Genomic DNA, 24261 nt, shown 5'->3' on the forward strand with positions numbered 1-24261 from the left:
AGGCCGGAACCGGCGTACCCCTAGGCTCGTACCCCATGGAAAGCCTGTTTCCGGTCGTCGTCTTCCTGGCGATCGCCACCCTGGGCGCCGCGTTGGCCCGCCGGCTCGGCCTGCTCGCGCCGATCGTGCTGGTCGTCCTCGGCCTGGCGCTCTCGTTCGTGCCGGGCTTCCCGCAGGTGCACCTCGAGCCGGAGTTGGTGCTGGTCGGCATCCTGCCGCCGCTGCTCTACGTGGCCGCGCTGGAGACCTCGGTGCCGGCGTTCAAAAACAACATCCGGCCGATCCTGCTGCTCGCGGTCGGCCTGGTGTTGTTCACCGCGTTCGTGGTCGGGTTGGTGCTGCACCTGCTGTTGCCGCAGCTGCCGCTCGCGATCTGCCTCGCCCTCGGCGCGGTGGTCGCCCCACCGGACGCCGTGGCCGCCACGGCCGTCGCCCGTCGGGTCGGGCTGCCCCGCCAGGTCGTCACCATTCTGGAGGGCGAGAGCCTGGTCAACGACGCGACAGCGCTCGTGCTGCTGCGGGTCGCGACGATGGCCACCGTCGGCTCGGCCGTCGGCGCCGACAAGATCGCCATCGAGGTGCTGCGGTCCACCGGCGGCGGCATCCTGATCGGGGCGCTCGGGGCGCTGGTGTTCGGCTTCCTGCATCGGCGGATCACCGACCCGCTGCTGGACAACGCACTGTCGTTGATCATTCCGTTCGCTGTGGTGTTCACCGCCGAACACCTGCACGCCTCCGGTGTGGTCGCCGTTGTCGTCACCGGCCTGGTGCTCGGGCACAAGCTGCCCCAGCTGCTGTCGGCGGCGTCCCGGTTGCAGATCGGCGCGTTCTGGCGGCTGGTCCGTTTCCTGCTGGAGGGCCTGGTCTTCCTCCTGGTCGGGCTGCAACTGCGGGAGGTGTTGCACGACCTCGACGAGCCGATCGGCTCGCTCATCCTGATCACCCTCGCGGTGCTCGCCACCGTCTTCCTGACCCGGTTCGTCTGGCTCTTCCCGGCCACCTACCTGGCCCGGTTGGTCCCCCGGGTGCGCCGCCGTGACGCCCGGCCGTCACCGAAGTTCCCGATCATCATCGGCTGGGCCGGCATGCGGGGCGTGGTGACCCTGGCCGCCGCGCTGGCACTGCCGCTGACCCTGGCCGACGACAAGCCGTACCCCAGGGCGTTGTTGATCTGGTTGGCCTTCGCCGTGATCGTTTTCACCCTGGTCGGCCAGGGCGCCACCCTGCCGCTGGTCGCCCGCCGGTTGAAGCTGCCACCGGACGACGCGGTGCAGGACGCGCTATCCGCGGCCGCCGTGCAGCAGCAGGCCAGCAAGGCCGCTCAGGACCGCCTCGACGAGTTGGCCGACGGCGCACCGGATGCGGTGGTGGACCGGCTACGCCGAGCGGTGGCGGACCGCACCAACATGGCGTGGGAACGACTCGGCGGCAACGAGCGGGAGACCCCGTCGCAGGCGTACGGTCGGCTGCGGCAGGAGATGATCGACGCCGAGCGGGACGTGTTCCGGGCGGCCCGCGACTCCGGTCGGATTCCTGAGGAAGTGTTGGTGCAGGCCTACCGTGACCTGGACCTGGAAGAGTCGTTGCTGCGAGAGGTTGAGAAGTGAGCTGTCAGCACCTGACCGAGGCCGGTGCCGCCGAGCCGCGTACCCCCGACGAGTGCGCGGACTGCGTCGCCATCGGCGACACCTACTGGGTGCACCTGCGCACCTGCCTGAGCTGCGGGCAGGTCGGCTGCTGTGACTCGTCGCCGAACCAGCACGCGAGCAAGCACTTCGCGTCCACCGGCCACCCGGTGATCCGCTCGGCGCAGCCGGGCGAGGCCTGGCGCTGGTGCTTCGTCGACGAGGAGATCGGCTGACCGTCGGCCGTCGGCCGACGGCCGGCACGGTGGGCGGGGGGGTCGTCGTCAGGCCGGTCGTCGTCAGGCCGGGTTCAGCGGCTGATGACGTCGACGAGACGTTCGGTGGCGAGGCACGAGACGAGGCAGCGTTCCTTCGCGTCACCGCTCAGCCGGGCGGTCCAGTCGGTGAGGCCGCCGTCGCCGAGCTCCAGGCTGCCGTTCAGGACGGTGACCCGCAGGGCGCAGCCCGTGTAGTAGCCGCGACCGCGAGACCGCTCCGGTTCGTCCACGAGCGGCACCACACCTGCGTCGAGTGCCGGTCGGACCGTGTCGGCCAGCCGCTCCCGGACGGTCTCGTTGTCGAACGTGGTGATGTGCAGTTGAGGCGCGGCGGCCGGTGCCAGCTCGGCGAGGACGGTCTGCCAGTAGGTGAGGTGCCGGACCAGCAGCCGGGCCTGCGTGTCGCCCGAGCCGGTGTCCCGGGCGCTGGACACCAGGGCGAAGAGCCGGAAGTGCGCCGACGCGGCGCTGCCGAAATCCTGCGCCCGCAACACCCGGTGGGCGGCGGCCAGGTGCACCTCGCTCTGTCGACGGCGACGTACGGCCGCCTCGATGGCGAGGGCGTTTGTGGGATCGCTCAGCACCTCGCTGGCGCGCATCGTGGTGACGATCCTGTTCTGGCTGACCGGTGCGACAGCCGAGCAGGCGCCGACCGGTACGACCGGCGACAGTTCCACCCCGGCGACGTCGGCGGGCAGCAGTTGCCACATGCGGGCCTCCACCCGCGCGAGCGCGCGCGGGTCGGCGCGGGCCGGGCGGACGAAGCGGTCCTCGCGCCACCGTCGTACCACTTCGGACGGGCGCGCTGTCGCCGCCCGGTCGCGGGCCACGCTCAACAGCAGACTGCGCAGGTCCGCGCCGGAAAGCCCGGACAATGCGCTGCGGGACCCGGGCGGCATCGCCGCCCACACCCGACGCTCCGCGCCAGTCAGATCACCACCGGCCAGATCACCACCGGCCGCTCCACCGCCAGCCAGATCGTCGTCAACCAGACCGCTGCCATCCATGGCGTCACCATGGCTCACTCGGCGGCGTCCGATCCACCGGTTTTGCCGCGTGCCGTGATTCGTCCACGTCATCAGCTCGACAGCGCCGGCCGCAGACACCCTCCCGGCGTGCCCCGAACTGTCCTGCGGAGCGCCACACCGCCACCGCTGTGCAGGCCACACATCAAGTGATCATCCAAGCCCGCCGGCTGCGCGTACCCCCGCCTATGCTTCACCGACAATGTGAGCGTCGACGGGGGACGGACATGATTGACACTGTCATCTTCGATGTCGGTGGGACGATTCTCGACGAGTCCCACGAGTTCGCTGCATGGGCCGACTGGCTCGGCGTGCCCCGGCACACCTTCTCGGCGGTCTTCGGTGCGGTGATCGCCCGGGGTCTGGACTATCAGGAGACGTTCCGGGTCTTCCGGCCCGACTTCGATCTCGCCATCGAGCTGGAGCGTCGGGCGGCGGCCGGCCAGCCGGAGTCGTTCGTCGAGGAGGACCTCTACCCGGACGCGCGGGGATGCCTGAAGTCCCTGAAGGACCAGGGCCTGTTCGTGGGCCTGGCCGGTAACCAGCCGGCTCACGCGGAGGCGACCCTGCGCGATCTCGAGCTTCCGGTGGACGTGATCGGTACGTCGCACGGGTGGGGTGTGGCGAAGCCGTCACCGGTGTTCTTCGAGCGGGTCGTCGCCGCGGGCGGTGGTGTCGCGTCGTCGATCCTGTACGTCGGCGACCGGCCCGACAACGACGTGCGCCCGGCCCTGGAGGCGGGCATGAAGACGTGCCTGATCCGACGCGGTCCGTGGGGGCACATCCTCGACGCCTCCACGGTGGCCGAGCGGTGCCTGTTCCGGATCGACTCGCTCGACGAACTCCCGAGCCTGGTGGCCGAGCACAACGCCGCCGGCCATTGACCCGCCGGCCCTGAGCACAACGCGGCCGGCGGTTGACCCGCCGGCCCTGAGCACAACGCGGCCGGCGGTTGACCCGCCGGCCGCGCGAGACGTGCGGTCCTGGTGGCCGCCCTTCCCCGGGCGGCCACCAGGACGTCGGTCAGCTCAGCGAGCAGGCTGCCCCGTTGACGGTCACCAGGCCGGGGCTTGGGTTGGCGCCCCCGGTGGTCGTCGCGTTGAAGCCGAACATCACTGAGCCACCCGGTGCGATCTTGGCGTTGTGCGACTCGTTGCGCGCGGTCACGGTCGCGCCGGACTGAGTGACCTTCGCCAGCCACGCCTCGCGTACGCGCTGGTCGCCGGTGAACGCGAAGCGCACGCTCCAGCCGTTGACGGCGGTGGTGCCCGTGTTCTGGATGGTCAGCTGCCCGGTGAACCCGGTGCCGCCCTGCCAGGCGCCGTAGTTGGTGTAGCGCGCCGTGCAGGTGGTGGCCGGCACCGCGCCGGCGTCACCCTGGTCGGCCAGGAACGAGGCGATCCAGGTCAGCGCCGAGTTCCAGTTGATCGCCACCTCGTTCGTCGAGTACGAGTTGATGTCGTCGACGTAGCAGAACATCGGCTCGCAGCCGGCCAGCAACTGTGCCACGAACGGGTCCTGCAGGGCCGCGTTCGGGCCACCGGCGAGGGAGCCGGCGGGCGGTCGGGGAAGGCTCGGGTCGAGCTGGTGGCCGAAGATCCGGCTGTGCTGGTTCTCCGCGGCGTGCTCTCCCCACCCGGTGACGTAGGAGATGTTCAGGGCGTTGCGACCGAGGATGTAGTCCATCGCCTGCACGGCCCCGTCCCGGTAGGCGACGTTGCGGGTCAGGTCGAAGGCCGTGGCCAGCACCACCGCGTTGTTGATGACGTTGCTGTTGCCGCCCCAGAAGTAGCTGTTGGCGTCTCCGGGCATCGGCAGCCCGTACGCCTGCCGGCGCAGCTCGGCGAGGTACGTGTCGGCGGCGGCGGTGACCGAGGCGCGGACCCGGGCCAGATCGGCGGCGGGCAGTCCGTTCGGCACGGTGGCCAGGTCGAGGCGGCCCAGCGCGGCCACGCTCTGCCAGCCGAAGCCCCGGGCGTCGAACACGTTACCGGTGTGGTGCGGTGAGGCGGTCAGGTCGGCCAGGTAGTTCTGCGCCCCGGTGGTCAGGTACAGCTCGGCTGCCGCCCAGTAGAACTCGTCGGTGACGTTGCTGTCGTCGTACGCGCCGCCGCCGGTGCCGTCGGTCGGGCTGGCGTACACCGCCGGGTGGGCCTTGGCCGCGGCGTAGGCGGTCTTCGCGGCAGTGCCGCAGCGGGTCGCGAACGCCGCGTCGTAGGGGGCGAAGAGTCGGGCGCACTGGGCCGCGGTGGCGGCCATGTTGAGGGTGGCCGCGGTCGACGGCGGGTGCAGCTCGCGAGGCTGCGGGTCGTCCTGCGGCGACAGCGGCAGCCCGGTCCAGTTCTGATCGTGGATCTTGTGGTGGACCATGCCGGCGAGCGGCTTGCCGGCGGGCACCTGCATGCGCAGCAGGAACTCCAGCTCCCAGCGGGCCTCGTCGAGGATGTCCGGCACGGCGTTGCCGCGCTCCGGCACCCGCAGTGTGCTGTCGGCGAGTTCGGCGCCGCCGCTGGCGGTGGCCGCCGTCTTGGTCCGCTCGAAGGTGTTCAACAACTGGTAGGTGGCGATGCCGCCGTTGACCACGTACTTGCCGTGGTCGCCGGCGTCGTACCAGCCGCCGCGCACGTCCAGGGAGTAGTCGCAGACACCCGGCTGGCAGGGCACGTTGGTGTCGCCCTGGTTGGGTGCGACGCCGAGGTGGCCGGCGGGCCGGGCGTACTCGTCGCCGATCAGGTCACCGTCGATGGCGATGCCGCTGCGCTGGGCGTAGAAGAACTGCAACGAGTCGGAGCGCAGCTGGTCGTAGAGGGCGCCGGAGATGTCGAACGGGTGGCTGGTCTCCCCGTCGACGCTGAGCGTGAGCCCGGTGCCAGGGGTGCGGTAGCTGGAGAAGTCGACAGTCTGCACGTTCTGCCCGGAGGCGGCGTCGACGCCGCGAGCGGTGGTGGTGCCACTGGCCACGACGGTTCCGGTGGCGTTGCGCAGCTGCCAGGGCAGCGCCGTGGTGGCCTCGGTGACGACAGTGGCGTTCTTCGGGCCACCGGGCAGGTAGCCGACCTGGTTGACGCGCACCCGTGGCCCGGTGTCCGGCACGTACGGCTCGGGCGGCTCGCCGCCGCGCAGCGAGACGTCGTCCAGGCAGATGGTCTGCGCCTGGGCGGCGCCACCGACCTGGAAGATCAGTTGAGCGTTGGAGTTGTCGTCCGGGACGGTGAAGGTCTGCTCGACCCGCTGGAGGGTGCCGGTGGCGGCGGCGTCCACTGCCGCGTACGTGGTGTACGGGGCGCTGCCAAGTTGCAACACGGCCTTGACCGCGGCGCCGGGAGTGGCGGAGACCGCGAAGCCGAGGGTGTATTCGGCGCCGGCGATCAGCGGCACGCCGTCCTGGCCGATGCCGGCGTCCCACGGGTTGGCCAGCCCGCCCGCGACAGTGGTGCAGAGCTGGCCGTCGGTGACTGCCAGCGCGCCGGTGCCGAAGGAGAACCAGGGGCTCACGCCCTCGCTGAAGTCGCCGTTGTCGATCTGCTCGGGGGCGTCCGGTGGTGGGTCGGCGTGGGCCGCGCCGGCGCCCGCGCCGGTGAGGGCCAGGGTGGTCGCCGCAGCCAGTAGGAGGCGGCGTCGGGATGGCGTCACGGGAGTCCTTCCGGGACGGGAAGTGGGACAGTGGTGGTAGCAAGGAGCTGGGAAGACGCTGGGAGCGCTCCCAGGTGTCTGCTCGATGTTTCCAGTGCCAGCACGCCCTGTCAATTGATCTGGTTGGATGGGTTTCAGCATCCGACGTGGGCGGCCAGCCCGAGCGGCGCCCCCGACGCGCCGCCCTCCGGACGTGAGATTGGCCGCGCCACGCGCCGTCGTCCTGATCTCCTAGAGACAACTGCGCCCTTCGCCTGGCAGGCTGCCACCCATGACCCTGAAGCTGCGTTCCGTGGGAACGAGCGACCGTGGGCTGATCCGCAGCGGAAACCAGGACGCCCTGCACGCCGGCACCTGGCTCGTCGCCGTCGCCGACGGCATGGGCGGAATGGCCGCCGGCGACCTGGCCAGCGCCCTCACCATCGACGCGGTCGCCCCGCTGGACCTCGAGACACCCGAGGACGCCCTGGTGGCTGCGCTCGAGGGCGGCATCGCGCTGGCCACCTCGCGGATCCGACAGGCGGTCGCCGAGGATCCCGAGCGCCAGGGCATGGGCACCACGCTGACCGCCCTGCTCTTCGCCCGTACCGGCAGCTGTCTGGCGCTCGCGCACGTCGGCGACTCCCGGGCCTATCTGTTCCGCGAGGGCGTGCTCAAGCAGGTCACCCGGGACGACACCTTCGTCCAGATGCTTGTGGATCAGGGTGTGATCACCGCCGACCAGGCCAGCAGCCACCCGCGCCGGGCCGTGGTCACCCAGGCGTTGCAGGGTGAGGAGGTCTCCCCGTCGTACGCGACGATGGTGCCCCGGGCCGGCGACCGGTGGCTGCTGTGCAGCGACGGCCTCTCCAACGTGGTTCGCCCGGACACCCTCACCGAGGTGCTCAGCGGCTATCCGGACCGGGACGCCTGCGCCGCCAAGCTGATCGACCTCGCCCTGCACGCCGGCGCGCCGGACAACGTCACAGTCGTGGTGGCCGACGTCGTCGAGGAGTAGACCGCCGCTCAGCGCCGACGCGGCGTGGCGTGCCGGGTGGGTGTGGCCGTTCCCGGATCCTCCGGCCACGGGTGCCGGGGATAGCGCCCGCGCAGCTCGGAGCGGACCTGCGGATAGCCGGTACGCCAGAACGACGCCAGGTCGGCGGTGACCGCCACCGGCCGGCCGGCGGGGGAGAGCAGGTGCAGCAGCACCGGCACCCGACCGTCGGCGATGCGGGGGGCCGCCGGCCAGCCGAACGTCTCCTGGAGCTTCACGGCGAGCACCGGCGCGGCGGGGTCGCCGTAGTCCAGCCGGATTCGAGAACCACTCGGCACCTCGATCCGCTCCGGAGCCAGCTCGTCGAGGCGTGCGGCCTGCGCCCAGGGCAGCAGCCGACGCAGCGCCGACGGTACGTCCACTCGCGCCAGGTCGGTCCGGCGTCGCGCGGCGGCCAGCTCCGGGCCCAGCCAGGTCGGCGCGGCGTCGAGCAACGAGTCGTCGCCAACCTCCGGCCACGGCTCGCCCAGGTGGTGCCGGAGGAACGCGAGCCGCTCGCGCAGCGCCCGAGCCGCCGGCGTCCAGGGCAACAGCCCCAGCCCGTCCTGGCGCAGGCCGGTCAGCAGCGCGGCGGCCACCTCCGCCCGGTCCGGCCGGTCCAGGCGTCGCTGGACCAGCTCGATCGCGCCCAGCCGGGTCACCTCCCGGGCCACCACGTCCCCGTCCGACCAGCCGACCTCGCGGCCGGTGCGCAGCAGCGGACCAGCCGCCTCCCGGGCCGTCGCCTCGTCCACCGGGGAGGCCCGGCGGATGCGGGCCGACGGCGCGCCGGGCGTGCGGTCCGCGACCGCCACCGCCAGCCAGTCGGACCCGGCCAGCCCCGAGCCGGCGGCCAGCTCCGCGGCGGTCCCGCCGGTCATCAGGTACGCCGAGCCGCCCGGCCGCCGCACCCGGGCCAACCGTTCCGGGTACGCCAGACCGACGAGCAGCCCGGCGGCGAGATCGTCGCTCAGTCCACCCGGGCCGGTGCGGCCGGTGGCGTCGGCGCGGCCCTTCGGCGGGGCGTCGGCAGGCAGCGCGGCCCGCAGCCGGCGTACCTCGGTGCGCCAACGGGCGGTCGCGCCCGCGTCCACGCCGGTGCGCAGCCGACGCCAACCGGCGACCAGATCGTCACCGGGGCCGGCGGCGCCCTCATCGGCGAGCAGGGCGACCACCTCGGCGGCCCGGTCGGCGCCGACCCGGCCGGCGCCGTCGAGCAGCGCCCGGGCCAGTCGTGGGTGCGCCCCGGCCGCGGCGATCGACCGCCCCCGCGTCGTGATCCGACCGTCGACGTCGACAGCGCCCAGGGTTTCCAGGGTGTCCCGGGCCACCGTCATCGCGGCGGCCGGCGGCGCGTCGGGCAACGCGAGCCCTACACCGTCCGGTCGGCCCCAGGCGGCCAGCTCCAACGCGAAGCCGGTCAGGTCGGCGGTGGCGATCTCCGGCTCGGCGCGGGCGGGCAGCCGCTCGTGGGTCGCCGCCGACCAGCAGCGGTAGACGTACCCGGGGGCCTCCCGGCCGGCCCGGCCGGCGCGCTGCGTGGCGGCGGCGCGGGAGACCGGCACGGTGACCAGCGCGCCCAGCCCACGGGCCAGGTCGATCCGGGGCACCCGGGACAGCCCGGCGTCCACCACGATCCGCACACCCGGGACGGTCAGACTGGTCTCAGCCAGCGCGGTGGCCAGCACCACCCGCCGTCGGTCCCCGCGACGCAGCGCGGCGTCCTGCTCGGCGCCGCGTTGACGGCCGTGCAGCGGCAGCAGCGCGACAGCGTCCCGCAGGTCGGCCAGCCGGCCCGTGACCGCGGCGATCTCGCCGGCCCCGGGCAGGAAGACGAGCACGTCGCCGTCGTGCTCGCGCAGCGCCCGCCGGACGGTGGCGGCCACGTGGTCGAGCAGGGCCCGGTCCACCGGCCCAGCCCCGGGCGGGGCGATCGGGCGCGCCGGGGGCACCCAGATCCGTTCAACCGGGTGCAACGCCGAGTCGGCCCGCACCACAGGTGCCGGAGTGGGCCCGCCCAGCAGCGCGGCGAACCGGTCGGTGTCCGGCGTCGCCGACATCGCCAGCAGCCACAGGTCCGGCCGGAGGGTGGCGCGCGCCTCCACTGTGAAGGCCAGCGCGAGGTCGGCGTCGAGTTGGCGTTCGTGGCACTCGTCGAGCAGCACGGCACCCGTGCCGGGCAGCTCCGGGTCGTGGTGCAGCCGGCGGACCAGCAGGCCGGTGGTGACCACCTCGATCCGGGTGGCCGGGCTGACCCGGCGCTCGCCACGTACCGCGTAGCCGACCCGCTCACCGACCCGTTCGCCGAGCAGCTCGGCCATGCGCCGGGCAGCGGCACGGGCCGCCACCCGACGGGGTTGGGCGATCACCACCCGACCGGTCACCCGGTCGGCCACGGCCAGCGGCGCGAGGGTGGTCTTGCCGGTGCCCGGTGGAGCCACGAGCACACCGGCGCCGGCCGCGTCGAGTGCCGCGACCAGCGCCGGCAGCACCGGGCGGACCGGCAGGTCAAGGGTTACGTCGGAGAGCACGGCCCAGTCTCGCACCGGGACGGGTGCGTCAGGAGCGACGGACCTCGCCGACGCCGAGCACGAAGGCCCGCCAGGCCGTCGCGCCGAAGGCGAGCACCGGGCCGGAGCGGTCCTTGCTGTCCCGGACGGCGACCTGACCCGCGACTGTCGCGACCTCCACGCAGTTGCCGTTGCCGCTGCTGCGCGTGCTGGTGCGCCAGTCCGCTCGGGTCAGGTCGTACGCCGTCATCCGCGGTACCTCTCGTCTGCGTCGGCGTGCCGCAGAAGCGGTCACGCAAAGTTACGAGAAGCATGCTCAAGACGGGTCAACGACGCCGTCGGATCGAGCGCCATCCGGCACAGCTCCTCGTGCAGAAGGCTATACCCGAGCACATGATCGGCTTCTTCCAGAGCCAGCCCCATCGTGAGGTTATCCAGGTAAACCACTGACGCGTCGGCGGCATCGGCGAAGTTGAGGATCACGTACGGGGTGCTCATCGCGGGATGCCCGCCAGCGGTGAAGGGCAGTACCTGGATTGTCACGTTGGGTAGCTGCGCGATCCGGCTCATGTGGATCAGTTGCTCGGCCATCACCGCGGTGCCGCCGACCGGGCGCAGGAGCACCGCCTCGTTGAGGATCACCGAAAGAGCGACCGGGTCCTCGCGGCGCAGCACCTCCTGCCGGCGCAGCCGGGCGGCGACCTTGCGCTCCAGACCGTCCTCGCCGGCGGTGCGCCGGAAGATCTCCCGGGCGTACGCCTCGGTCTGCAGCAGTCCGGGCACCGACTCGGCCTCGTACGTGCGCAGCGCCGCCGCCTCGGCCTCCAGCCCGACGTAGAACTCGAACCACTCGGGGAGCACGTCGCTGTAGTTCTGCCACCAGCCGCGCTGCTGTGCCCCCCGGGCGATCTCGATCAGCGCCTCGGCATCCGAACCGGTCACCTGGTACAGCGCGAGAGCGGCCCGGACGTCGCGCGGTTTGATGCCGATCTGCGCGGTCTCGATCCGGGAGAGGTTGCTCTTCGACATGTCGAGCTGACGGGCGGCCACATCGAGGGTCATGCCCGCACGTTCCCGTAGCTGGCGGAGCTCCCGGGCGATGCGGCGACGCCGCACGGTCGGGCTGGCGGCGGGTCGGACGGTGGGGGTGGCGGTCACCGTCCGAGTCTGCCACGACAAGATCCGCAGGTCGCAGATGCACGGAGTGCAACTTTCAAATCTGGGAGTTGCGTTGCAGTAGCTGTCGGTGCATCCTTTCCCGGTTGCGAACACTGTGGACACGCCTGTCGGGAGGATCGTTGCTCATCGCCGACGAGTTTTTCCTGATCGCCCACAACGACAGTCGTGGTAAGGCGAAACTGCACCCTGCGGCGACCGGGCTCGGGCTGGCCGGCGGGCTCCTCGGCGAGCTGATCCTCTACGGACACATAACAGTCGTGGCCGGCCAGGTCACCGTCATCGACAGGCGTCCGCCGGCCGACGCCCTGGCGCACACGGTGCTGGACCAGTTGATCGGCGAGTCCCAACACCGGGAGCTGCGCACCTGGCTCAGTTTCCTGGCACAGAGCGCCACGGCGTCGGTGGGAGAACGGCTCGCCCGCGCCGGGGTGCTGCGCCGCCAGGAGAGCCGCCGACTGCTGCGTACCACGGTCAGCTACCTGCCGATCGACCTCAACGCGGTGGCCTGGCCGGCCACCCGCCTCCGGGCCCTGCTGGATCGGCCGGAACCACCGGGCGTGCCGGACGCCCTGCTGCTCGGCCTGGTCGTGGCCGCCGGGCTGACCCGCGAGGTGCTGTGGAGCGCCGGCCCTCGGGCGCACCACCGGCTGAACGTCCTCATCCCCGCGCTGCCGGCCCCGCTCAAGGAACTCGTCGGGCACACCGAGGCCGCCGTCGGCGCCGCCGTGCTGCGCGGCATCCCCTGATCCCCCTCCGGTAACCCCCAACCCTCCCCTCGACGATCGGAGTAGTCGTATGCCCCCGACATCGACAGTCGAACGACCCAGCAACGTCTCCGAAGCCCTGGCCCGAGGTCGCCTCGGCATCCCGTCGGTCATCTTCTTCGTCCTCTCCGCCGCCGCGCCGTTGACAGTGGTGGCAGGCGTCGTCACCACCGGCTACGGCGTCATCGGGGTGACCGGAATCCCGCTGGCCTTCCTGTTGATCGCCGCGGTCCTCGCCCTCTTCTCGGTGGGCTACGTGGCGATGTCCCGCCGGGTGGAGAACGCGGGCGCCTTCTACGCCTACATCTCCCGGGGGCTCGGCCGACCGGCCGGCGTCGGCGCGGCCTGGGTCGCGCTGATCGCGTACAACGCGCTCCAGGTCGGGCTGTACGGCACCATCGGTGCGGCGGCCGAGCCGGTGCTCGACCGGCTCTTCGGCGGGCACCCGCACTGGGCCGTCGTGGCCCTGGTGGCGTGGGCGTTGGTCGGCGTACTGGGCCTGCTCCGGGTCGACCTCAACGGCAAGGTCCTGGCCGCGTTGCTGGTCGCCGAGGTCGTGGTCGTCCTCGTCTTCGACCTGGGGCAGCTGGGCAACCCGGCCGACGGTCAGGTCAGCTTCGCCTCGTTCTCGCCGGACAACCTCTTCGTGTCGGGCCTCGGCGCGGTGCTGGTGCTGGCCGTCCTCGGCTTCGTCGGCTTCGAGTCGGCGGTGGTCTTCAGCGAGGAGAGCAAGGACCCGAAGCGGACGGTGCCGCTGGCCACCTACCTCTCGGTGGCGATCATCGCCGGGCTGTACGCGCTGTCCTCCTGGACCATGACGGTCGCCGTCGGGCAGGACAAGATCGTGGCCGAGGCCGGCGCGCAGGGCGTCGAGCTGATCTTCAACCTGGCCGGCGCGCAGCTCGGCGACACGATGGTCACCATCGGGCAGGTGCTCTTCCTGACCTCGGTGCTCGCCGCGATGATCTCGTTCCACAACACCACGGCCCGGTACACCTTCGCGCTCGGTCGGGAGCGGGTGCTGCCGGCGGTGTTCGGGAAGACCTCGGCCCGTACCGGGGCGCCGCGGGCAGCCTCGGTGGCGCAGAGCGTCCTCGGGCTGCTCGTCATCGCGCTGTACGCGGTCAACGGCTGGGAGCCGGTGGTGAAGCTGTTCTTCTGGGTCGGCACCACCGGTGGCTTCGGCGTCCTGCTGCTGATCGCCACCACCTCGGTGGCGGTGATCGCCTACTTCGCCCGCTCCGCCAGCGGCGAGAACCTCTGGCGACGGGCCATCGCCCCCGGCCTGGCCACCATCGCGCTCTTCGTGATCATCTGGTTGGCCGTGTCGAACTTCGCCAACCTGCTCGGCGTCGCGCCGGACTCGACGCTGCGCTGGGCGCTGCCGGCCGCGTACCCGGTGGCCGCTCTGCTGGGCGTCGGCTGGGCCCTGCTGCTGCGCAGCAGCCGCCCGGACACGTACGCCCGGATCGGCCTGGGCGCGGCGAGCGCCGCGGCCGCCGTCAAGCCAGAGGCTCCGGCCGTGGAGGTGACCCGATGAGCGTGGTCATCGAGCAACTCGGGCCGGAGGAGACCACCCTCGTGGCTGCTCGGATCGCCGAGGCGTTCACCGTCCTGGAGGTGACGTACTGGCTGGTCCCCGACGCGAGCAAGCGGGAGGCCGTGCTGGCCGGGGACTTCGAGATCCTGGTCGAGCACGCGATGCGGCACGGCATGGTCCACGCCACCGAGGACCGGGCCTCGGTGGCGGTCTGGTTTCCGTCCGTCGGTGAGCCGGCGCCGCCGCCGGCGGAGTACGACGCCCGACTGGCCGCCGCCTGCGGCGAGTGGACCGACCGGTTCCAGCACCTCGACGAGCTGTTCGCGGCGCACCACCCACACCCGGACCACCACCACCTCGCCTTCCTGGCGACCCGGCCCGACCGGCAGGGGCAGGGGTTGGGGAGCGCGCTGATGCGCCACCACCACGCCTGGCTGGACGCCAACGGGATGCCGGCGTACCTGGAAGCGAGCAGCCCGCGCGGCCGGGACCTGTACGCGAAGCACGGCTATCTGGCGGGCGAGCCGTTCCGGGTGCCCGACGGCACGCCGTTCTGGCCGATGTGGCGGGAGCCGGTCGGGCACTGAGCCGGTCGGGCACCGAGTTGGTCAGGTCGACTGACCAGCACGTCCTGTGGTCGCGCTGTCACGCTCACGTGACAGCGCGGACAGAGCGGAGGGCCGGGTCCTTGGGACCCGGCCCTCCACTCGTCAAAGGGTCAGTAGGTGCCGTCGAGCTGGCCGCGCAGCTTGGTCAGCGCCCGGGTCAGCAGCCGCGAGACGTGCATCTGCGAGACACCGATCTGGTCGGCGATCTGCGACTGGGTCAGGTTGCCGTAGAAGCGCAGCGTGAGGATCTTCTGCTCGCGCTCGTCGAGGGTGGCCAGCGCCGGGCCGAGGGCGACCCGCAGCTCCGCCAGCTCGAACTCGGTGTCCTCGCCGCCGAGCATGTCGCCAAGCTCGGTGGCGCGCTCGCCGTCACCGGTCGGGGTGGACAGCGACACCGCGTTGTACGCGCGGGCGCCTTCCAGGCCTTCCAGCACCTCTTCCTCGGTGAGCTTGAGGTGCGCGGCGATGTCGGCGACCGTCGGCGAGCGGCCGAGGGTCTGCAGGAGCGAGCTGTTGGCGTCGGAGATGGCCAGCCGCAGCTCCTGGAGCCGGCGGGGCACCCGGATGTCCCAGGTGCGGTCCCGGAAGTGCCGCTTGAGCTCGCCGATGATGGTGGGGATCGCGTAACCGGCGAAGTCGACACCGCGCTCGGGGTCGAACTTGTCGATGGCCTTGATCAGGCCGATCGCGGCGGTCTGCGCCAGGTCGTCGTTCGGCTCGCCGCGCCCGCTGTAGCGGTGGGCCAGGTGGTTGGCGAGCGGCAGCCAGGCCTCGATCGCCCGGTCCCGCAGGGCGGCGCGCGACGGGTGGTTGGCGGGCAGCGCCGCCATCGCGTTGAGCAGGTCGGCAGCGCTGTCGGTGAGAGCGCGCGGGTCGAGCTTGGTGGTGGTCTTGACGGCGGCGCTCGGCTGCTCGGTGATCGTTGGCGCGGTCATGGGTGGTCCTCCCTGCACCTCGTCCGCGGACAAAAAGGTGTGACGCTTTGGTTTAACTTCCAATAGGCCGTTCGGGAGTCACCTTAACCTGATCGGCTCCCGGAAATCTAGCCGAAAGGTTGATGTACTTAAGGTGTGTCCAGTGACAAAACGGGCAAACAGTGCGGAAGTTAGAGTGCTTGTGAGGATCCTTACCCGTTGTTCCGGCTGTGGACCGTTGACCGGTCGGTCGATCGGTCCGGCCGATCGGCCCACGGGTCGCGTCGGCTGGTCAACAGGAAACCCGACAAGTCGCCGGGAGTGTCGGCTATCCGTCCTTGTCCCGCTGGTGGGACCGGCCGTAGCGTCGCGTGTACACACCCGGTTCGGAGGCACCGTGCTCGATCCAGCCGCTCCCCAGCTTGTCGTGAACAGTCGCACCCTCTACTTCAGCTGGCTGCCGGCCGATCCTGACGCGGTCGCCGCGCTGGTCCCTCCGGGGCTCTGCCCCCGCCCCGACCGGCAGGTCTTCCTCAACCAGTACGTCGTCGACGACGAGACGCAGACCTCCGGCTTCGGCGCCTACTCGCTGACCTACCTCGGCGTCTCGCTGCTGGGCGTCGACGCGCCCGGCGGCCTCAACGCCGGCGGCTGGTGGACCCACTACGTGGCCTCCAGCCGGAGGGTCCGTGAGTACGCCGTCGCTCGCGGCGCCCCGGTGCTCGCCGGGCGCACCCACATCGACGTGACCGGCGAGGAACTGCTCTCCGAGACGGAGATCGACGGCACGCCGTTGATCCGGGCCCGGTGTCGGGTGGGGGAGACCGGGCACGCGATCAGCAGTGGGCACCACCGCTACTTCACCCGGCGCAACGGTCAGCTGGTCAGCTCGGCCTACCCGTTCGTCGCCGAGCCGGTCGCCCCGTTCGAGATCGAGTCGGTGGAGTTCCTCCAGCCCGGCCACCCGATGTACGCGCTGCGCCCGGACAACCCACTGACCATCGGCTTCGGCTACTACTCACCACGCTCGTCGTTCGCCTACCCGGGCGGGCTGCACGTGCACGCGGTGGCCGCGCCGGAGCCGGCCCGACCGTTTCACCAGGTGCCGGCCAGCCTCGCCCGCAGTGGCCTGCCGTCCGGGTCGTAGACCAGCCGGTACACCGGCAGCGCCCAGGCCCGCGTGTACCACGGCAGCCGCTCGGGGCGGTGCGGGCGCAGCCGCCCTGGTGGGCGTTCGCCGACCTGGCCGTCGTCGTACCACCCTTGTAGCGCGTCGGCGGCGGCCGTGACGGCCGCGACGGCGTCCGCCGGGTCGAGCAGGTCGGCGTCGTCCGCGCCGTCCGGGTCACGGTCCAGGTGCTCGCGCCACAACCGCAGTCGCAGGTCCCGGGCGAAGCTGCGCGCGCCGTCACCCCGCCCGGCCGGGTCGGTGGGCTCCCGCTGGTCCGGTGTCTCGTCGAGCACCGCGCAGGACAACTCGCTGTCGTGCGTCCAGGACCGCCGGTTGAAATTGTCGCTGCCCACGCTGGCCCAGACGTCGTCGATCACGCAGACCTTGGCGTGCACGTAGACCGGGTCACCGGCGTGGTTCTCCACGTCGAACACGTGCACCCGGTCCGGTGCGGCCCGCTCACACAGTGACAGCGCCTGCTCGCGCCCCACCATGTTCGGCGGCAACGCCAGCTTGCCGTCCACGTCCGGGTGGCGGGGGACGACGGCGACCAGGTGCAGGTCCGGATTGTCCCGCAGCGCGTGCGCGAACAGGTCCGCGACCTCGGCCGACCAGAGGTACTGATCCTCCAGGTAGATCAGCCGGCGGGCCCGGCGTACCGCCTTGGTGTAACCCCGGGCCACGGTCCGCTCCCCGTCCGGTGCGAACGAGTAGCGCGGACGGACGGCGGGGTAGGTGCGCAGCACCTGGATCTGGTGCGGACCACAGGCCGGCGGATCGGCCGGTTGCTCGGGCAGCGGGTCGGGGCGCAGATCCGAGCCGCGCAGCCGGTCCCGCAGGTAGGCCATCGGGTTCTCCGAGTCCAGCGGCATCGGGTCGGTCCAGCGTTCCCGGAACAGGGTGTCCAACGCGCCGACCACCGGACCGCGCACCGCGAGCTGTACGTCGTGCCAGGGCGGATTGGGTCCGTACCGGGGGGACATCTGCACCGGCTGCGGATCGCCGTGGTGCGCGGCGTCGTCGCGGCGGCTGTGGCACAGGTCGATCCCGCCGGCGAAGGCGACGTCCCGCTCGGGTGCGTCCAGGTGCCGCAGCACCACGAGCTTCTGGTGGTGCGAGCCGCCGCGCCGGACCCGTTGGTCCAGAAGTACCTCGCCACCGGCGGCCGAGATCGTCTCGCTGAGGTCGCGGTTCTCCGCCTCGCTGTACGCCAGCACGTCGAGGTGCGAGCGCCAGATCAACCCCTTGACCACCACACCGCGCTGCGCGGCCTGCGCGAAGAGCTGGGCCACTGTCGGACCGTCCGGTCGCAGCCGCTGGTCCGGGTCACCCCGCCAGTCGGTGAAGAACAGGTGGTCGCCGGCGCCCAGGGCCTCGACCTCGTCGACCAGTCGGTCGAAGTACGCCGCACCGTGAATCAACGGCTCGGCGAGGTTTCCCGTGGTCCACACGGGTATGCCAGACACCGGGTTGGCGCGTTCCTCAGCAGTGAGGAACCAGTCCTGCAACGGCACCGTCCAGCCCCCCTGGAGGTCGGCAACGTCCTCACCGTAGGACCCCCGACGCGGGTCCGCACGTCAGGCCGCCGTAGCGGTGACCTGGCCAACGCCATCGACAGCGACGCGACAACAGCCGAGGAGGCCACACCATGCCCCGCGACACGACGAATCCCGTGACCGAGAACCGCGAGCCGGCGGTGGAGAGCGAGCGGGGCGCGCTGGTAGCGGTGTTGGTGATGGTGATTCTGGGCGTTGCCGGGATATTTGCGGTCTCCTGAGGTGGCGCCGACGCCGCCGGGCTGAACCGGAGGCGTCGGCGCCGACCTCAGCGGTCGACGGTGGTCAGGGCCGGGTGCCCTGGCCGCCGGTGTGCGGGAGCCGCTCGGTGGGGATGACGCCGAGGCGGCCGGCCTGGAAGTCCTCGAACGCCTTTAGCAGTTCGTCCCGGGTGTTCATCACGAACGGGCCGTACTGTGCCACCGGCTCCCGGATCGGCTGACCACCCATGATGTAGAGGTCCAGTGCCGGCGTGTTGCTGTCCTGCGAGGTGTCGGCGCTGAACCGCAGCGCGTCACCCGGGCCGTGCACAGCGAGCTGGCCGGTACGCACCGGCCGCCGGTCGGTGCCGACCGTGCCGCGACCGCCCAGCACGTACACCAGGGCGTTGAAGTCGGGCCGCCAGGGCAGGTCGACCTGCGCGCCCGGCTGCACTGTGACGTGCGTGATGGTGATCGGGGTGAAGGTCGAACCCGGGCCGCGGTGCCCGGCGACCTCGCCGGCGATGACCCGGATCAGCGCGCCGCCGTCGGGCGTGGTGAGCAGCGCTGACTCTCGACCCCGGATGTCCTGGTAGCGGGGCGGGTTCATCTTGGCCGAGCGGGGCAGGTTGACCCACAGTTGGGTGCCGTGGAAGAGCCCGCCGCTCACCACCAGGTGCTCCGGCGGTGCCTCGATGTGCAGCAGGCCGCTGCCCGCCGTCATCCACTGGGTGTCGCCGTCGGTGATGGTGCCGCCACCGCCGTTGGAGTCCTGGTGGTCGAAGACGCCGTCGATGATGTACGTGACGGTCTCGAAGCCGCGGTGCGGGTGCCACGGGGTGCCCTTGGGCTCGCCCGGCGCGTAGTCGACCTCGCCCATCTGGTCGAGGTGGATGAACGGGTCCAGGTCGGTGGTCGACACCCCGGCGAAGGCGCGACGGACCGGGAAGCCCTCACCCTCGAAGCCGCTGGGCGCCGTGGTCACCGTGCGGACCGGACGGATCGTGGTGGCCTCGTCGAGCTGGGGCAGGCGGGGAAGGACGAGAACGTTGTCGACGGTGATCGCGGGCATGTCGAGGCTCCTAGCGTGAGGCGGGGGTGGTCGAGCTGGCCCGCGATGCCCGCAGGCGCTCGCCGAGCCGGTCGAAGACCCGGGTGAGGCAGGCGACCTCGGCATCGTCGAGGTCGTCCATGAGATGGGTACGCACCGACGCCAGATGGTGGGGTGCGGCTTCTCGCAGGGCGAGCAGCCCGGCGGCGGTGAGGACCGCCTCGCTGCCGCGCCGGTCGTCCGGGCAGGGCTCCTTGCTGACCAGGCCACGACGCTGCATGGAGGAGACCTGATAGGTGAGGCGGCTGGGCGAGAAGATCAGCCGGCTGGCCAGCTCGCCCATCCGTAGCCGCTGCCCGGGTGCCTCGGAGAGCAGGACCAGCACGTGGTAGTCGGCGAAGCTGAGATCGCTGGCGACCCGCAGATCCTCTTCCAACTGCGTGTAGAGACGCTGGCTGGCCTCGATGTAGGCGCGCCAGGCGGCCTCTCGGGTGCTGTCCAGGCTCTCGGTCATGCCCATGACGGTAGCACTCTTTCAAATTTGAATAACATCGTTTGAGCGTTACTTGGCTCACTTCCACGGGTGCTGACCGTCAGTTCATGCAGCTTTGAAATAAAGCCGCGTGAAACGAGCGGCGCCCAGGCCGTCGGTTGTGCCAGACTCCGGCCTCGTGGAACACGTGGAACTCTCCGCCGCCGACCTGTTGCTGCGCCCATGGCGGGACGAGGACGCCCCGGCGGTTCGCGACGCCCTCCGGGACCCGGCGATCGCCCAGTGGAACCCGCAGGCTGGCGGCCCGATCGACGACGAGGTCGCACTGCTCTGGGTGCGTCGCCGGGCCGACTGGTCCACCGGCGGCCACGCCTCGATGGCGGTCACCGCGGCGGCCGACGGCGAACTGCTCGGCTCGGTGTCGCTTCATCACATCCAGCACGACGAAGCGTCCATCGGCTACTGGACGGTGCCCGCGGCGCGGGGGCGTGGGGTGGCGGTGCGCGCCGTCGTCCGGCTCACCGAGTGGGCGTTCGCGGATCTCGGGCTGCACCGGGTGGAGTTGTGTCACGCGGCGGCCAATCCGGCGTCCTGCCGGGTCGCCGAGCGTGCCGGCTACCCGCCCGAGGGCACCCTGCGCGAGTCGTACCGCTACGGCGACGGCCGCCGCTACGACGAGCACCTGCACGCCCGCCTGGCCACCGACCGCTGACCGCAGGCGGGCCGGGTCCGAACTCGCTTCAGCCCCGGCCGCGCCGTTCGCCTCGACCCGTCACTCGGTGACCTTGCGGAGGAACGTCGCGAGGGCGCTCCTGACGCGGTCGATCCTCTCCGGCAGGGGCAGCGGCTCGGGCGCGGGAGGCCCGGCGTGCTTCCTGCCCCGCAGGTACAGCGAGCAGGCCAGGTCGGAGCAGAGGTAGGTGCCCACGGAGTCGCCCTGCCGCCCGCTCGGGCCGGCCTTGGGGGCGGTCATCAACGAGACGCTTCCGCCCAGGTGTGTGGTCAGGCAGAACGAGCACATGCTGTGCCGCACGCGCCCCGTCTGGTGCGTCGCGGCCCGCAGCACCACCCCGGCCAGCTTGCCGTCAATCTCGGCGACCAGGTAGGCCCGCTGCGGCGCGGACGGGTCCCGCCAGCCGAGGAAGTCGAGGTCGTCCCACGGACGCATTTCAAGATCGTTAGGTACGGTCAGCCGCTTCGCCTCGCCTCGACTGCAATTGACGAAGGACGCGCGGATGACGGATTCGGTCAGGACCAACATAGGTAGTAGCCTAGCTCTCCTAGGCAAGTGATTATTGGGGATAGGTTGGGAGTGCTGCATGGCACGTGCCGGGGTGACCGCCGAACGTCTGACGCTGGCCGCGGCCGAGCTGGCCGACGAGGTGGGCCTGGAGAACGTCACAGTCGCCGCCCTCGCACGCCACTTCGGGGTGAAGGACGCCAGCCTGTACTTCCACCTCAAGAACGCGCACGAACTACGGGTGAGAATGGCCCTGCTGGCGCTGGCGGAGCTGGCCGACCGGGTCGCCGCCGCGCTCGCCGGCCGGGCCAGCAAGGACGCGCTCGTCGCGTTCGCCAACGCGTACCGCGACTACGCGCGAGAGCACCCGGGCCGATACGCGGCCATGCAGATCGACCTCGACCCGGAGACGGCCGCCACGAGCGCGGGCGTCCGGCACGCCGAGATGACCCGGGCGATCCTGCGCGGCTACCAGCTCTCCGAGCCGGACCAGACCGACGCGGTGCGGATGATGCACAGCACGTTCCACGGGTTCGTCAGCCTGGAGAAGACCGGCGGCTTCCGGCACACCCCGCGCCCCACCGACGACTCCTGGTCGCGCACCCTGGACGCCCTCGACGCCGTCCTCACCAACTGGCCGTCGCGCTGACGGCCGAGCGGGCGGGCGGGTGCGTGACCCGGGCGGTCACCGCCCCGCGTCGGGGGTGACCGGGCGGCGCTGCGCGGTCCGCTGCCGGAGCAGGACGAATCCGAGGCCGGCCAGGAACCAGGTGGCGAGGATGGCGAGGGGTGCCACGGTGTGGGCGCCGTCGAAGTAGCCGAAGTTGTTGACGGCCCGTACGGCCGCGCCCGGTGGGAGCTTCGCCGAGATCGCCTGCGCCCAGTCCGGCAGCAGGTCGACCCCGATCGTCGCTCCGCTCGTCGCGTTGCCGATTGTCGTGAGAGTGAGGACGGCCAGGGCGATTCCGGCCGGGCCGAGCCAGGCGCCCAGGGCCTTCGTCGTGAAGGCGCTGGCGGCGGAGAGAAGGATGAGCGAGAGCGCGAGCAGCGGGAACGGGGCCGTGAGTGACCCGTAGATCGGGCCGGCGACGGTTGCCGCGATCACACCGATCGCGACGGCGAAGCCGCCCATCGCGTAGAGCCGGTGGCGCAGCCGCACCTTCGCGGTCGCCGCGGTGAGCCCCTGCGCGAGGACGAACGACGAGAGGGTGACGCCGAACACCACGTAGAAGGCGGACAGCCCGCGACTGTCGTAGGTCGCCAGCGGCACGATGTCGTTCTCCTGGACGGTCGCCCCAGCCTCGCTGGCGAGACCGGCCGCGAGCTGACGCGCGGCGCCGCTCTCGCTGAACCCGCTCGCGCCGGCGTAGTCGAGTGTCAGCGTGGTGGGGGAGGTCGCGCCGAGTACGGCGACCGCGTCGCCGTGTCGTACCAGGGCCTCGCCGTCCGCGACGCTCCCGACCTCGGTGACGGCCACGGAGTCGCCGAATCCGGCCTGTGCGGTGTTCGCCAGTTGCTGGCTGACCACGGCGATCGGCAGGTGGCTCGGCTGCGGGCTTCGTTGCAGTCCGACATAGACCGCGATGAACGCCGTGCCGATGATCAGCCCGGTGATCACGAGCGTTGTCCAGGCCCGGCGCTGGGCGACGACGGGTGGTGCCCCGTCGGTACGTGGTTCGGATGGCGATGTCATGGGCGCTTCCTCGGGTAGTGTGGTTTGAATGTCCAACCAAACGAACCGTAGCACCGACGGTTTGAAAACCAAACCAGAGCGGGACTCTCTCGCTGTGGCGCTCGACGCAGTCAACGACAGGTGGTCGCTGCACATCGTGCGGGCGCTCGCATTCGGCGCTTCCCGGTATACCGAGATCCTCCGGGCCGTCGGTGCACCACGGGACGTCCTCGCCGCCCGACTGCGCAAACTGACCGAGACCGGCATCCTTCGGGCTCGTGACGCCGAGAGCGGCAAGGTGGCGGGCTACGAACTCACCCAGAAGGGCAAGGACCTCGGGCAGGTGATCCTCGTGCTCAAGCGCTGGGGCGACACCTACAGCGAGGACGACGTGCCCAGGGTCGACTTCATCCACGACGTCTGCGGCCAGGTCTTCGTCGCTGACGTGCGCTGCCAGGCGTGTGGCAAACCCGCCCGGTCCGGCGAGTTCTCATTCGATCAGGAGTCCCCGGGATGCTGAGCGATCTGGAGTTGGCCGACTGGCGGGAGCGGGTGGCCCGGCTGTACCTGTCCGACGTCGACCTGGCCGGCTTCCGGGCCGGCCGCGACGCACTCTTCGCCAACCACCCGCAGAGCCCGATCCCGGTGGCGGAGCGACCCGACTTCGCCGGGGTGCGCTACTTCCCGCCCAACCCCGAGGCCGTTGTCGAAGCGCCCCTGCGCTCGGCCAGCGGTGAGCTGCGCATCGACACCGGGGGCCCGGACGGGGTGGTCGCGTACCGGCGGGTCGCGGTGGCCGAGACGCCGTGGGGGCCGCTGACCCTGTGGTGGATCGAGGCGTACGGGGGCGGGCTGTTCGTTCCGCTGCGCGACGGCACCTGCGGGCGGGACAGCTACGGGGGAGGGCGGTACCTCACCGACACGGTGAAGGGCACCTTCGGCCGGGGCGTCGAGTTGCTGCCCGGTGACCGGGTCCGGCTGGACGCCAACTACCTCTACAACCCGAGCTGCGCGTACGACGACCACTGGGCCTGCCCCCTCGCGCCGCCGGAGAACCGGGTCGACGTGCCGCTGCGGGCCGGCGAGCTGGCGTACCACGACTGAACGACGAAGCGGCCGTCCCGGTGTGTGCCGGGACGGCCGATCGAACGTCGCTCAACGGGCGTTCGTCGCCGAGTTGGGCATCTGCATCCGACCGAGGAGCTGTCGCGCCTGGTCGGCGAGCTGCGCGTCGACGGTCACGGCGTACTGCCCGGCGCGCAGCGAGCTGGCCGAGGTGAAGTCGCGCTGCCCGCCCGTCATGGCGTGCGCCACCGCGCCGAAGACGGCACCCCAGATCGCGCCGATGACCAGCCCGACCAGGATCACCGCCAGCCAGTTGCCGACCGTGAAGATGCCGAACAACAGGCCGATGAAGAGCCCGAACCAGGCCCCGGTTCCGGCGCCGAGCAGCCCGGCTCGACCGGTGGTCATTCGCCCGAGCACCGTCTCCACCAGGGTGAGGTTGGTGCCGACGATGGCGCTGTGCTCCACCGGAAAGCGGTTGTCGGCCAGGTAGTCGACGACCCGCTGCGCGGTCGGATAGTCCGGGTACGAGCCGATCGTCACGGTCGGCGGCCCGCCCTCGGGCCCGTTGCCGTTCCCGCTCGGTGTCGACAGCCGGCCGGCCGGTCCGGATGGAAGCAGGTCGCCACCCTGTGTGCCGGGCCGCCAGTTGCCGGTCGGCCCCGAAGCTGACGTCATGAGCATCCCCCCTCGTCAGCTCCCCGGGTTCCCGCCCAGGCCGA

The 24261-nt window shown here is 71.6% G+C and carries 24 protein-coding genes; 12 read left to right on the forward strand and 12 right to left on the reverse strand.

The window, feature by feature from the left end; translation table 11 throughout:
- Nucleotides 1-35 precede the first annotated feature (35 nt).
- A complete protein-coding gene (locus ABZU43_RS15575; protein ID WP_355007189.1) occupies nucleotides 36-1607 on the forward strand; it encodes a Na+/H+ antiporter in 1572 nt (523 codons plus the stop codon).
- On the forward strand, nucleotides 1604-1861 hold the full coding sequence (locus ABZU43_RS15580; RefSeq protein WP_091401591.1) for a UBP-type zinc finger domain-containing protein: 258 nt from the start codon (nucleotides 1604-1606) through the stop codon (nucleotides 1859-1861). The genes ABZU43_RS15575 and ABZU43_RS15580 overlap by 4 nt, the downstream gene beginning before the upstream one ends.
- 74 nt (nucleotides 1862-1935) lie before the next feature.
- Here the strand turns inward: ABZU43_RS15580 and ABZU43_RS15585 are convergent, their stop codons facing one another.
- Nucleotides 1936-2910: a hypothetical protein gene (locus ABZU43_RS15585; RefSeq protein WP_355007190.1), complete on the reverse strand. Its 975-nt coding sequence runs from the start codon at nucleotides 2908-2910 to the stop codon at nucleotides 1936-1938.
- Nucleotides 2911-3155: 245 nt separating this feature from the next.
- On the opposite strand from ABZU43_RS15585, the gene ABZU43_RS15590 reads away from it, so the two are divergent.
- Nucleotides 3156-3812, forward strand: coding sequence for an HAD family hydrolase (locus ABZU43_RS15590; RefSeq protein WP_355007191.1), 657 nt, complete (start codon nucleotides 3156-3158; stop codon nucleotides 3810-3812).
- Nucleotides 3813-3951: 139 nt separating this feature from the next.
- On the opposite strand, the gene ABZU43_RS15595 is transcribed toward ABZU43_RS15590, so the two are convergent.
- Entirely contained in the window at nucleotides 3952-6561 is a 2610-nt protein-coding gene (locus ABZU43_RS15595) for a glycoside hydrolase family 9 protein (protein WP_355007192.1), read from the reverse strand.
- A 271-nt stretch (nucleotides 6562-6832) separates the two neighbouring features.
- Between ABZU43_RS15595 and ABZU43_RS15600 the strand changes: the two genes are divergently transcribed.
- Nucleotides 6833-7558 carry a protein phosphatase 2C domain-containing protein gene (locus ABZU43_RS15600; RefSeq protein ID WP_355007193.1) on the forward strand — a complete coding sequence of 242 codons (726 nt, stop codon included), beginning with the start codon at nucleotides 6833-6835 and terminating at the stop codon, nucleotides 7556-7558.
- 8 nt (nucleotides 7559-7566) lie between these two features.
- On the opposite strand, the gene hrpB is transcribed toward ABZU43_RS15600, so the two are convergent.
- Genes hrpB through ABZU43_RS15615 form a run of 3 tightly spaced genes read right to left on the reverse strand, consistent with a single transcriptional unit; the run spans nucleotide 7567 to nucleotide 11202 of the window.
- Entirely contained in the window at nucleotides 7567-10107 is a 2541-nt protein-coding gene (hrpB, locus tag ABZU43_RS15605) for an ATP-dependent helicase HrpB (RefSeq protein ID WP_355007194.1), read from the reverse strand.
- Between the two features lie 28 nt (nucleotides 10108-10135).
- Entirely contained in the window at nucleotides 10136-10336 is a 201-nt protein-coding gene (locus ABZU43_RS15610; RefSeq protein ID WP_355007195.1) for a DUF397 domain-containing protein, read from the reverse strand.
- A 41-nt stretch (nucleotides 10337-10377) separates the two neighbouring features.
- Entirely contained in the window at nucleotides 10378-11202 is an 825-nt protein-coding gene (locus ABZU43_RS15615; RefSeq protein WP_355007325.1) for a helix-turn-helix transcriptional regulator, read from the reverse strand.
- Between the two features lie 182 nt (nucleotides 11203-11384).
- Between ABZU43_RS15615 and ABZU43_RS15620 the strand changes: the two genes are divergently transcribed.
- Genes ABZU43_RS15620 through ABZU43_RS15630 form a run of 3 tightly spaced genes read left to right on the forward strand, consistent with a single transcriptional unit; the run spans nucleotide 11385 to nucleotide 14156 of the window.
- Nucleotides 11385-12011: a GPP34 family phosphoprotein gene (locus ABZU43_RS15620; protein ID WP_355007196.1), complete on the forward strand. Its 627-nt coding sequence runs from the start codon at nucleotides 11385-11387 to the stop codon at nucleotides 12009-12011.
- 49 nt (nucleotides 12012-12060) lie between these two features.
- A complete protein-coding gene (locus tag ABZU43_RS15625; protein WP_355007197.1) occupies nucleotides 12061-13569 on the forward strand; it encodes an APC family permease in 1509 nt (502 codons plus the stop codon).
- Complete coding sequence (locus ABZU43_RS15630) at nucleotides 13566-14156, forward strand: GNAT family N-acetyltransferase (protein ID WP_355007198.1); 591 nt, start codon at nucleotides 13566-13568, stop codon at nucleotides 14154-14156. Before ABZU43_RS15625 ends, ABZU43_RS15630 begins: the two co-directional genes overlap by 4 nt.
- Before the next feature lie 131 nt (nucleotides 14157-14287).
- Here ABZU43_RS15630 and ABZU43_RS15635 read toward each other — a convergent pair whose 3' ends face one another.
- The gene (locus tag ABZU43_RS15635) at nucleotides 14288-15112 is read right to left on the reverse strand and encodes a SigB/SigF/SigG family RNA polymerase sigma factor (protein WP_355007199.1); all 825 of its coding nucleotides are present in this window, start codon (nucleotides 15110-15112) and stop codon (nucleotides 14288-14290) included.
- Between the two features lie 376 nt (nucleotides 15113-15488).
- On the opposite strand from ABZU43_RS15635, the gene ABZU43_RS15640 reads away from it, so the two are divergent.
- Nucleotides 15489-16238: a hypothetical protein gene (locus ABZU43_RS15640; protein ID WP_355007200.1), complete on the forward strand. Its 750-nt coding sequence runs from the start codon at nucleotides 15489-15491 to the stop codon at nucleotides 16236-16238.
- Here the strand turns inward: ABZU43_RS15640 and ABZU43_RS15645 are convergent.
- The 3 genes from ABZU43_RS15645 to ABZU43_RS15655 form a co-directional block, all read right to left on the reverse strand.
- Nucleotides 16187-17776: a phospholipase D-like domain-containing protein gene (locus ABZU43_RS15645; RefSeq protein WP_355007201.1), complete on the reverse strand. Its 1590-nt coding sequence runs from the start codon at nucleotides 17774-17776 to the stop codon at nucleotides 16187-16189. The genes ABZU43_RS15640 and ABZU43_RS15645 overlap by 52 nt on opposite strands.
- Nucleotides 17777-18103: 327 nt before the next feature.
- On the reverse strand, nucleotides 18104-19090 hold the full coding sequence (locus ABZU43_RS15650; RefSeq protein ID WP_355007202.1) for a pirin family protein: 987 nt from the start codon (nucleotides 19088-19090) through the stop codon (nucleotides 18104-18106).
- A gap of 10 nt (nucleotides 19091-19100) precedes the next feature.
- Nucleotides 19101-19583 (reverse strand): MarR family transcriptional regulator, encoded by a 483-nt coding sequence (locus tag ABZU43_RS15655; RefSeq protein ID WP_355007203.1) that lies wholly within the window; start codon nucleotides 19581-19583, stop codon nucleotides 19101-19103.
- A gap of 157 nt (nucleotides 19584-19740) precedes the next feature.
- Here ABZU43_RS15655 and ABZU43_RS15660 point away from each other — a divergent pair, with 157 nt between their 5' ends.
- The gene (locus ABZU43_RS15660) at nucleotides 19741-20274 is read left to right on the forward strand and encodes a GNAT family protein (protein ID WP_355007204.1); all 534 of its coding nucleotides are present in this window, start codon (nucleotides 19741-19743) and stop codon (nucleotides 20272-20274) included.
- Nucleotides 20275-20334: 60 nt separating this feature from the next.
- Here the strand turns inward: ABZU43_RS15660 and ABZU43_RS15665 are convergent, their stop codons facing one another.
- A complete protein-coding gene (locus ABZU43_RS15665) occupies nucleotides 20335-20883 on the reverse strand; it encodes an FBP domain-containing protein (RefSeq protein ID WP_355007205.1) in 549 nt (182 codons plus the stop codon).
- On the opposite strand from ABZU43_RS15665, the gene ABZU43_RS15670 reads away from it, so the two are divergent.
- On the forward strand, nucleotides 20882-21451 hold the full coding sequence (locus ABZU43_RS15670) for a WHG domain-containing protein (protein ID WP_355007206.1): 570 nt from the start codon (nucleotides 20882-20884) through the stop codon (nucleotides 21449-21451). The two genes, ABZU43_RS15665 and ABZU43_RS15670, sit on opposite strands and share 2 nt — an antisense overlap.
- Nucleotides 21452-21487: 36 nt before the next feature.
- Here ABZU43_RS15670 and ABZU43_RS15675 read toward each other — a convergent pair whose 3' ends face one another.
- Nucleotides 21488-22495 carry a hypothetical protein gene (locus ABZU43_RS15675; protein ID WP_355007207.1) on the reverse strand — a complete coding sequence of 336 codons (1008 nt, stop codon included), beginning with the start codon at nucleotides 22493-22495 and terminating at the stop codon, nucleotides 21488-21490.
- A gap of 94 nt (nucleotides 22496-22589) precedes the next feature.
- On the opposite strand from ABZU43_RS15675, the gene ABZU43_RS15680 reads away from it, so the two are divergent.
- Both ABZU43_RS15680 and ABZU43_RS15685 read left to right on the forward strand, forming a co-directional pair.
- Nucleotides 22590-22994 (forward strand): helix-turn-helix domain-containing protein, encoded by a 405-nt coding sequence (locus ABZU43_RS15680; protein ID WP_355007208.1) that lies wholly within the window; start codon nucleotides 22590-22592, stop codon nucleotides 22992-22994.
- Complete coding sequence (locus ABZU43_RS15685) at nucleotides 22991-23578, forward strand: DUF1684 domain-containing protein (protein ID WP_355007326.1); 588 nt, start codon at nucleotides 22991-22993, stop codon at nucleotides 23576-23578. The genes ABZU43_RS15680 and ABZU43_RS15685 overlap by 4 nt, the downstream gene beginning before the upstream one ends.
- Before the next feature lie 51 nt (nucleotides 23579-23629).
- Here ABZU43_RS15685 and ABZU43_RS15690 read toward each other — a convergent pair whose 3' ends face one another.
- Nucleotides 23630-24217 (reverse strand): general stress protein, encoded by a 588-nt coding sequence (locus tag ABZU43_RS15690; protein ID WP_355007209.1) that lies wholly within the window; start codon nucleotides 24215-24217, stop codon nucleotides 23630-23632.
- Nucleotides 24218-24261: the final 44 nt, after the last annotated feature.

It is taken from the genome of Micromonospora sp. NPDC005205 (assembly GCF_040608275.1).
Classification (GTDB): Bacteria; Actinomycetota; Actinomycetes; order Mycobacteriales; family Micromonosporaceae; genus Micromonospora.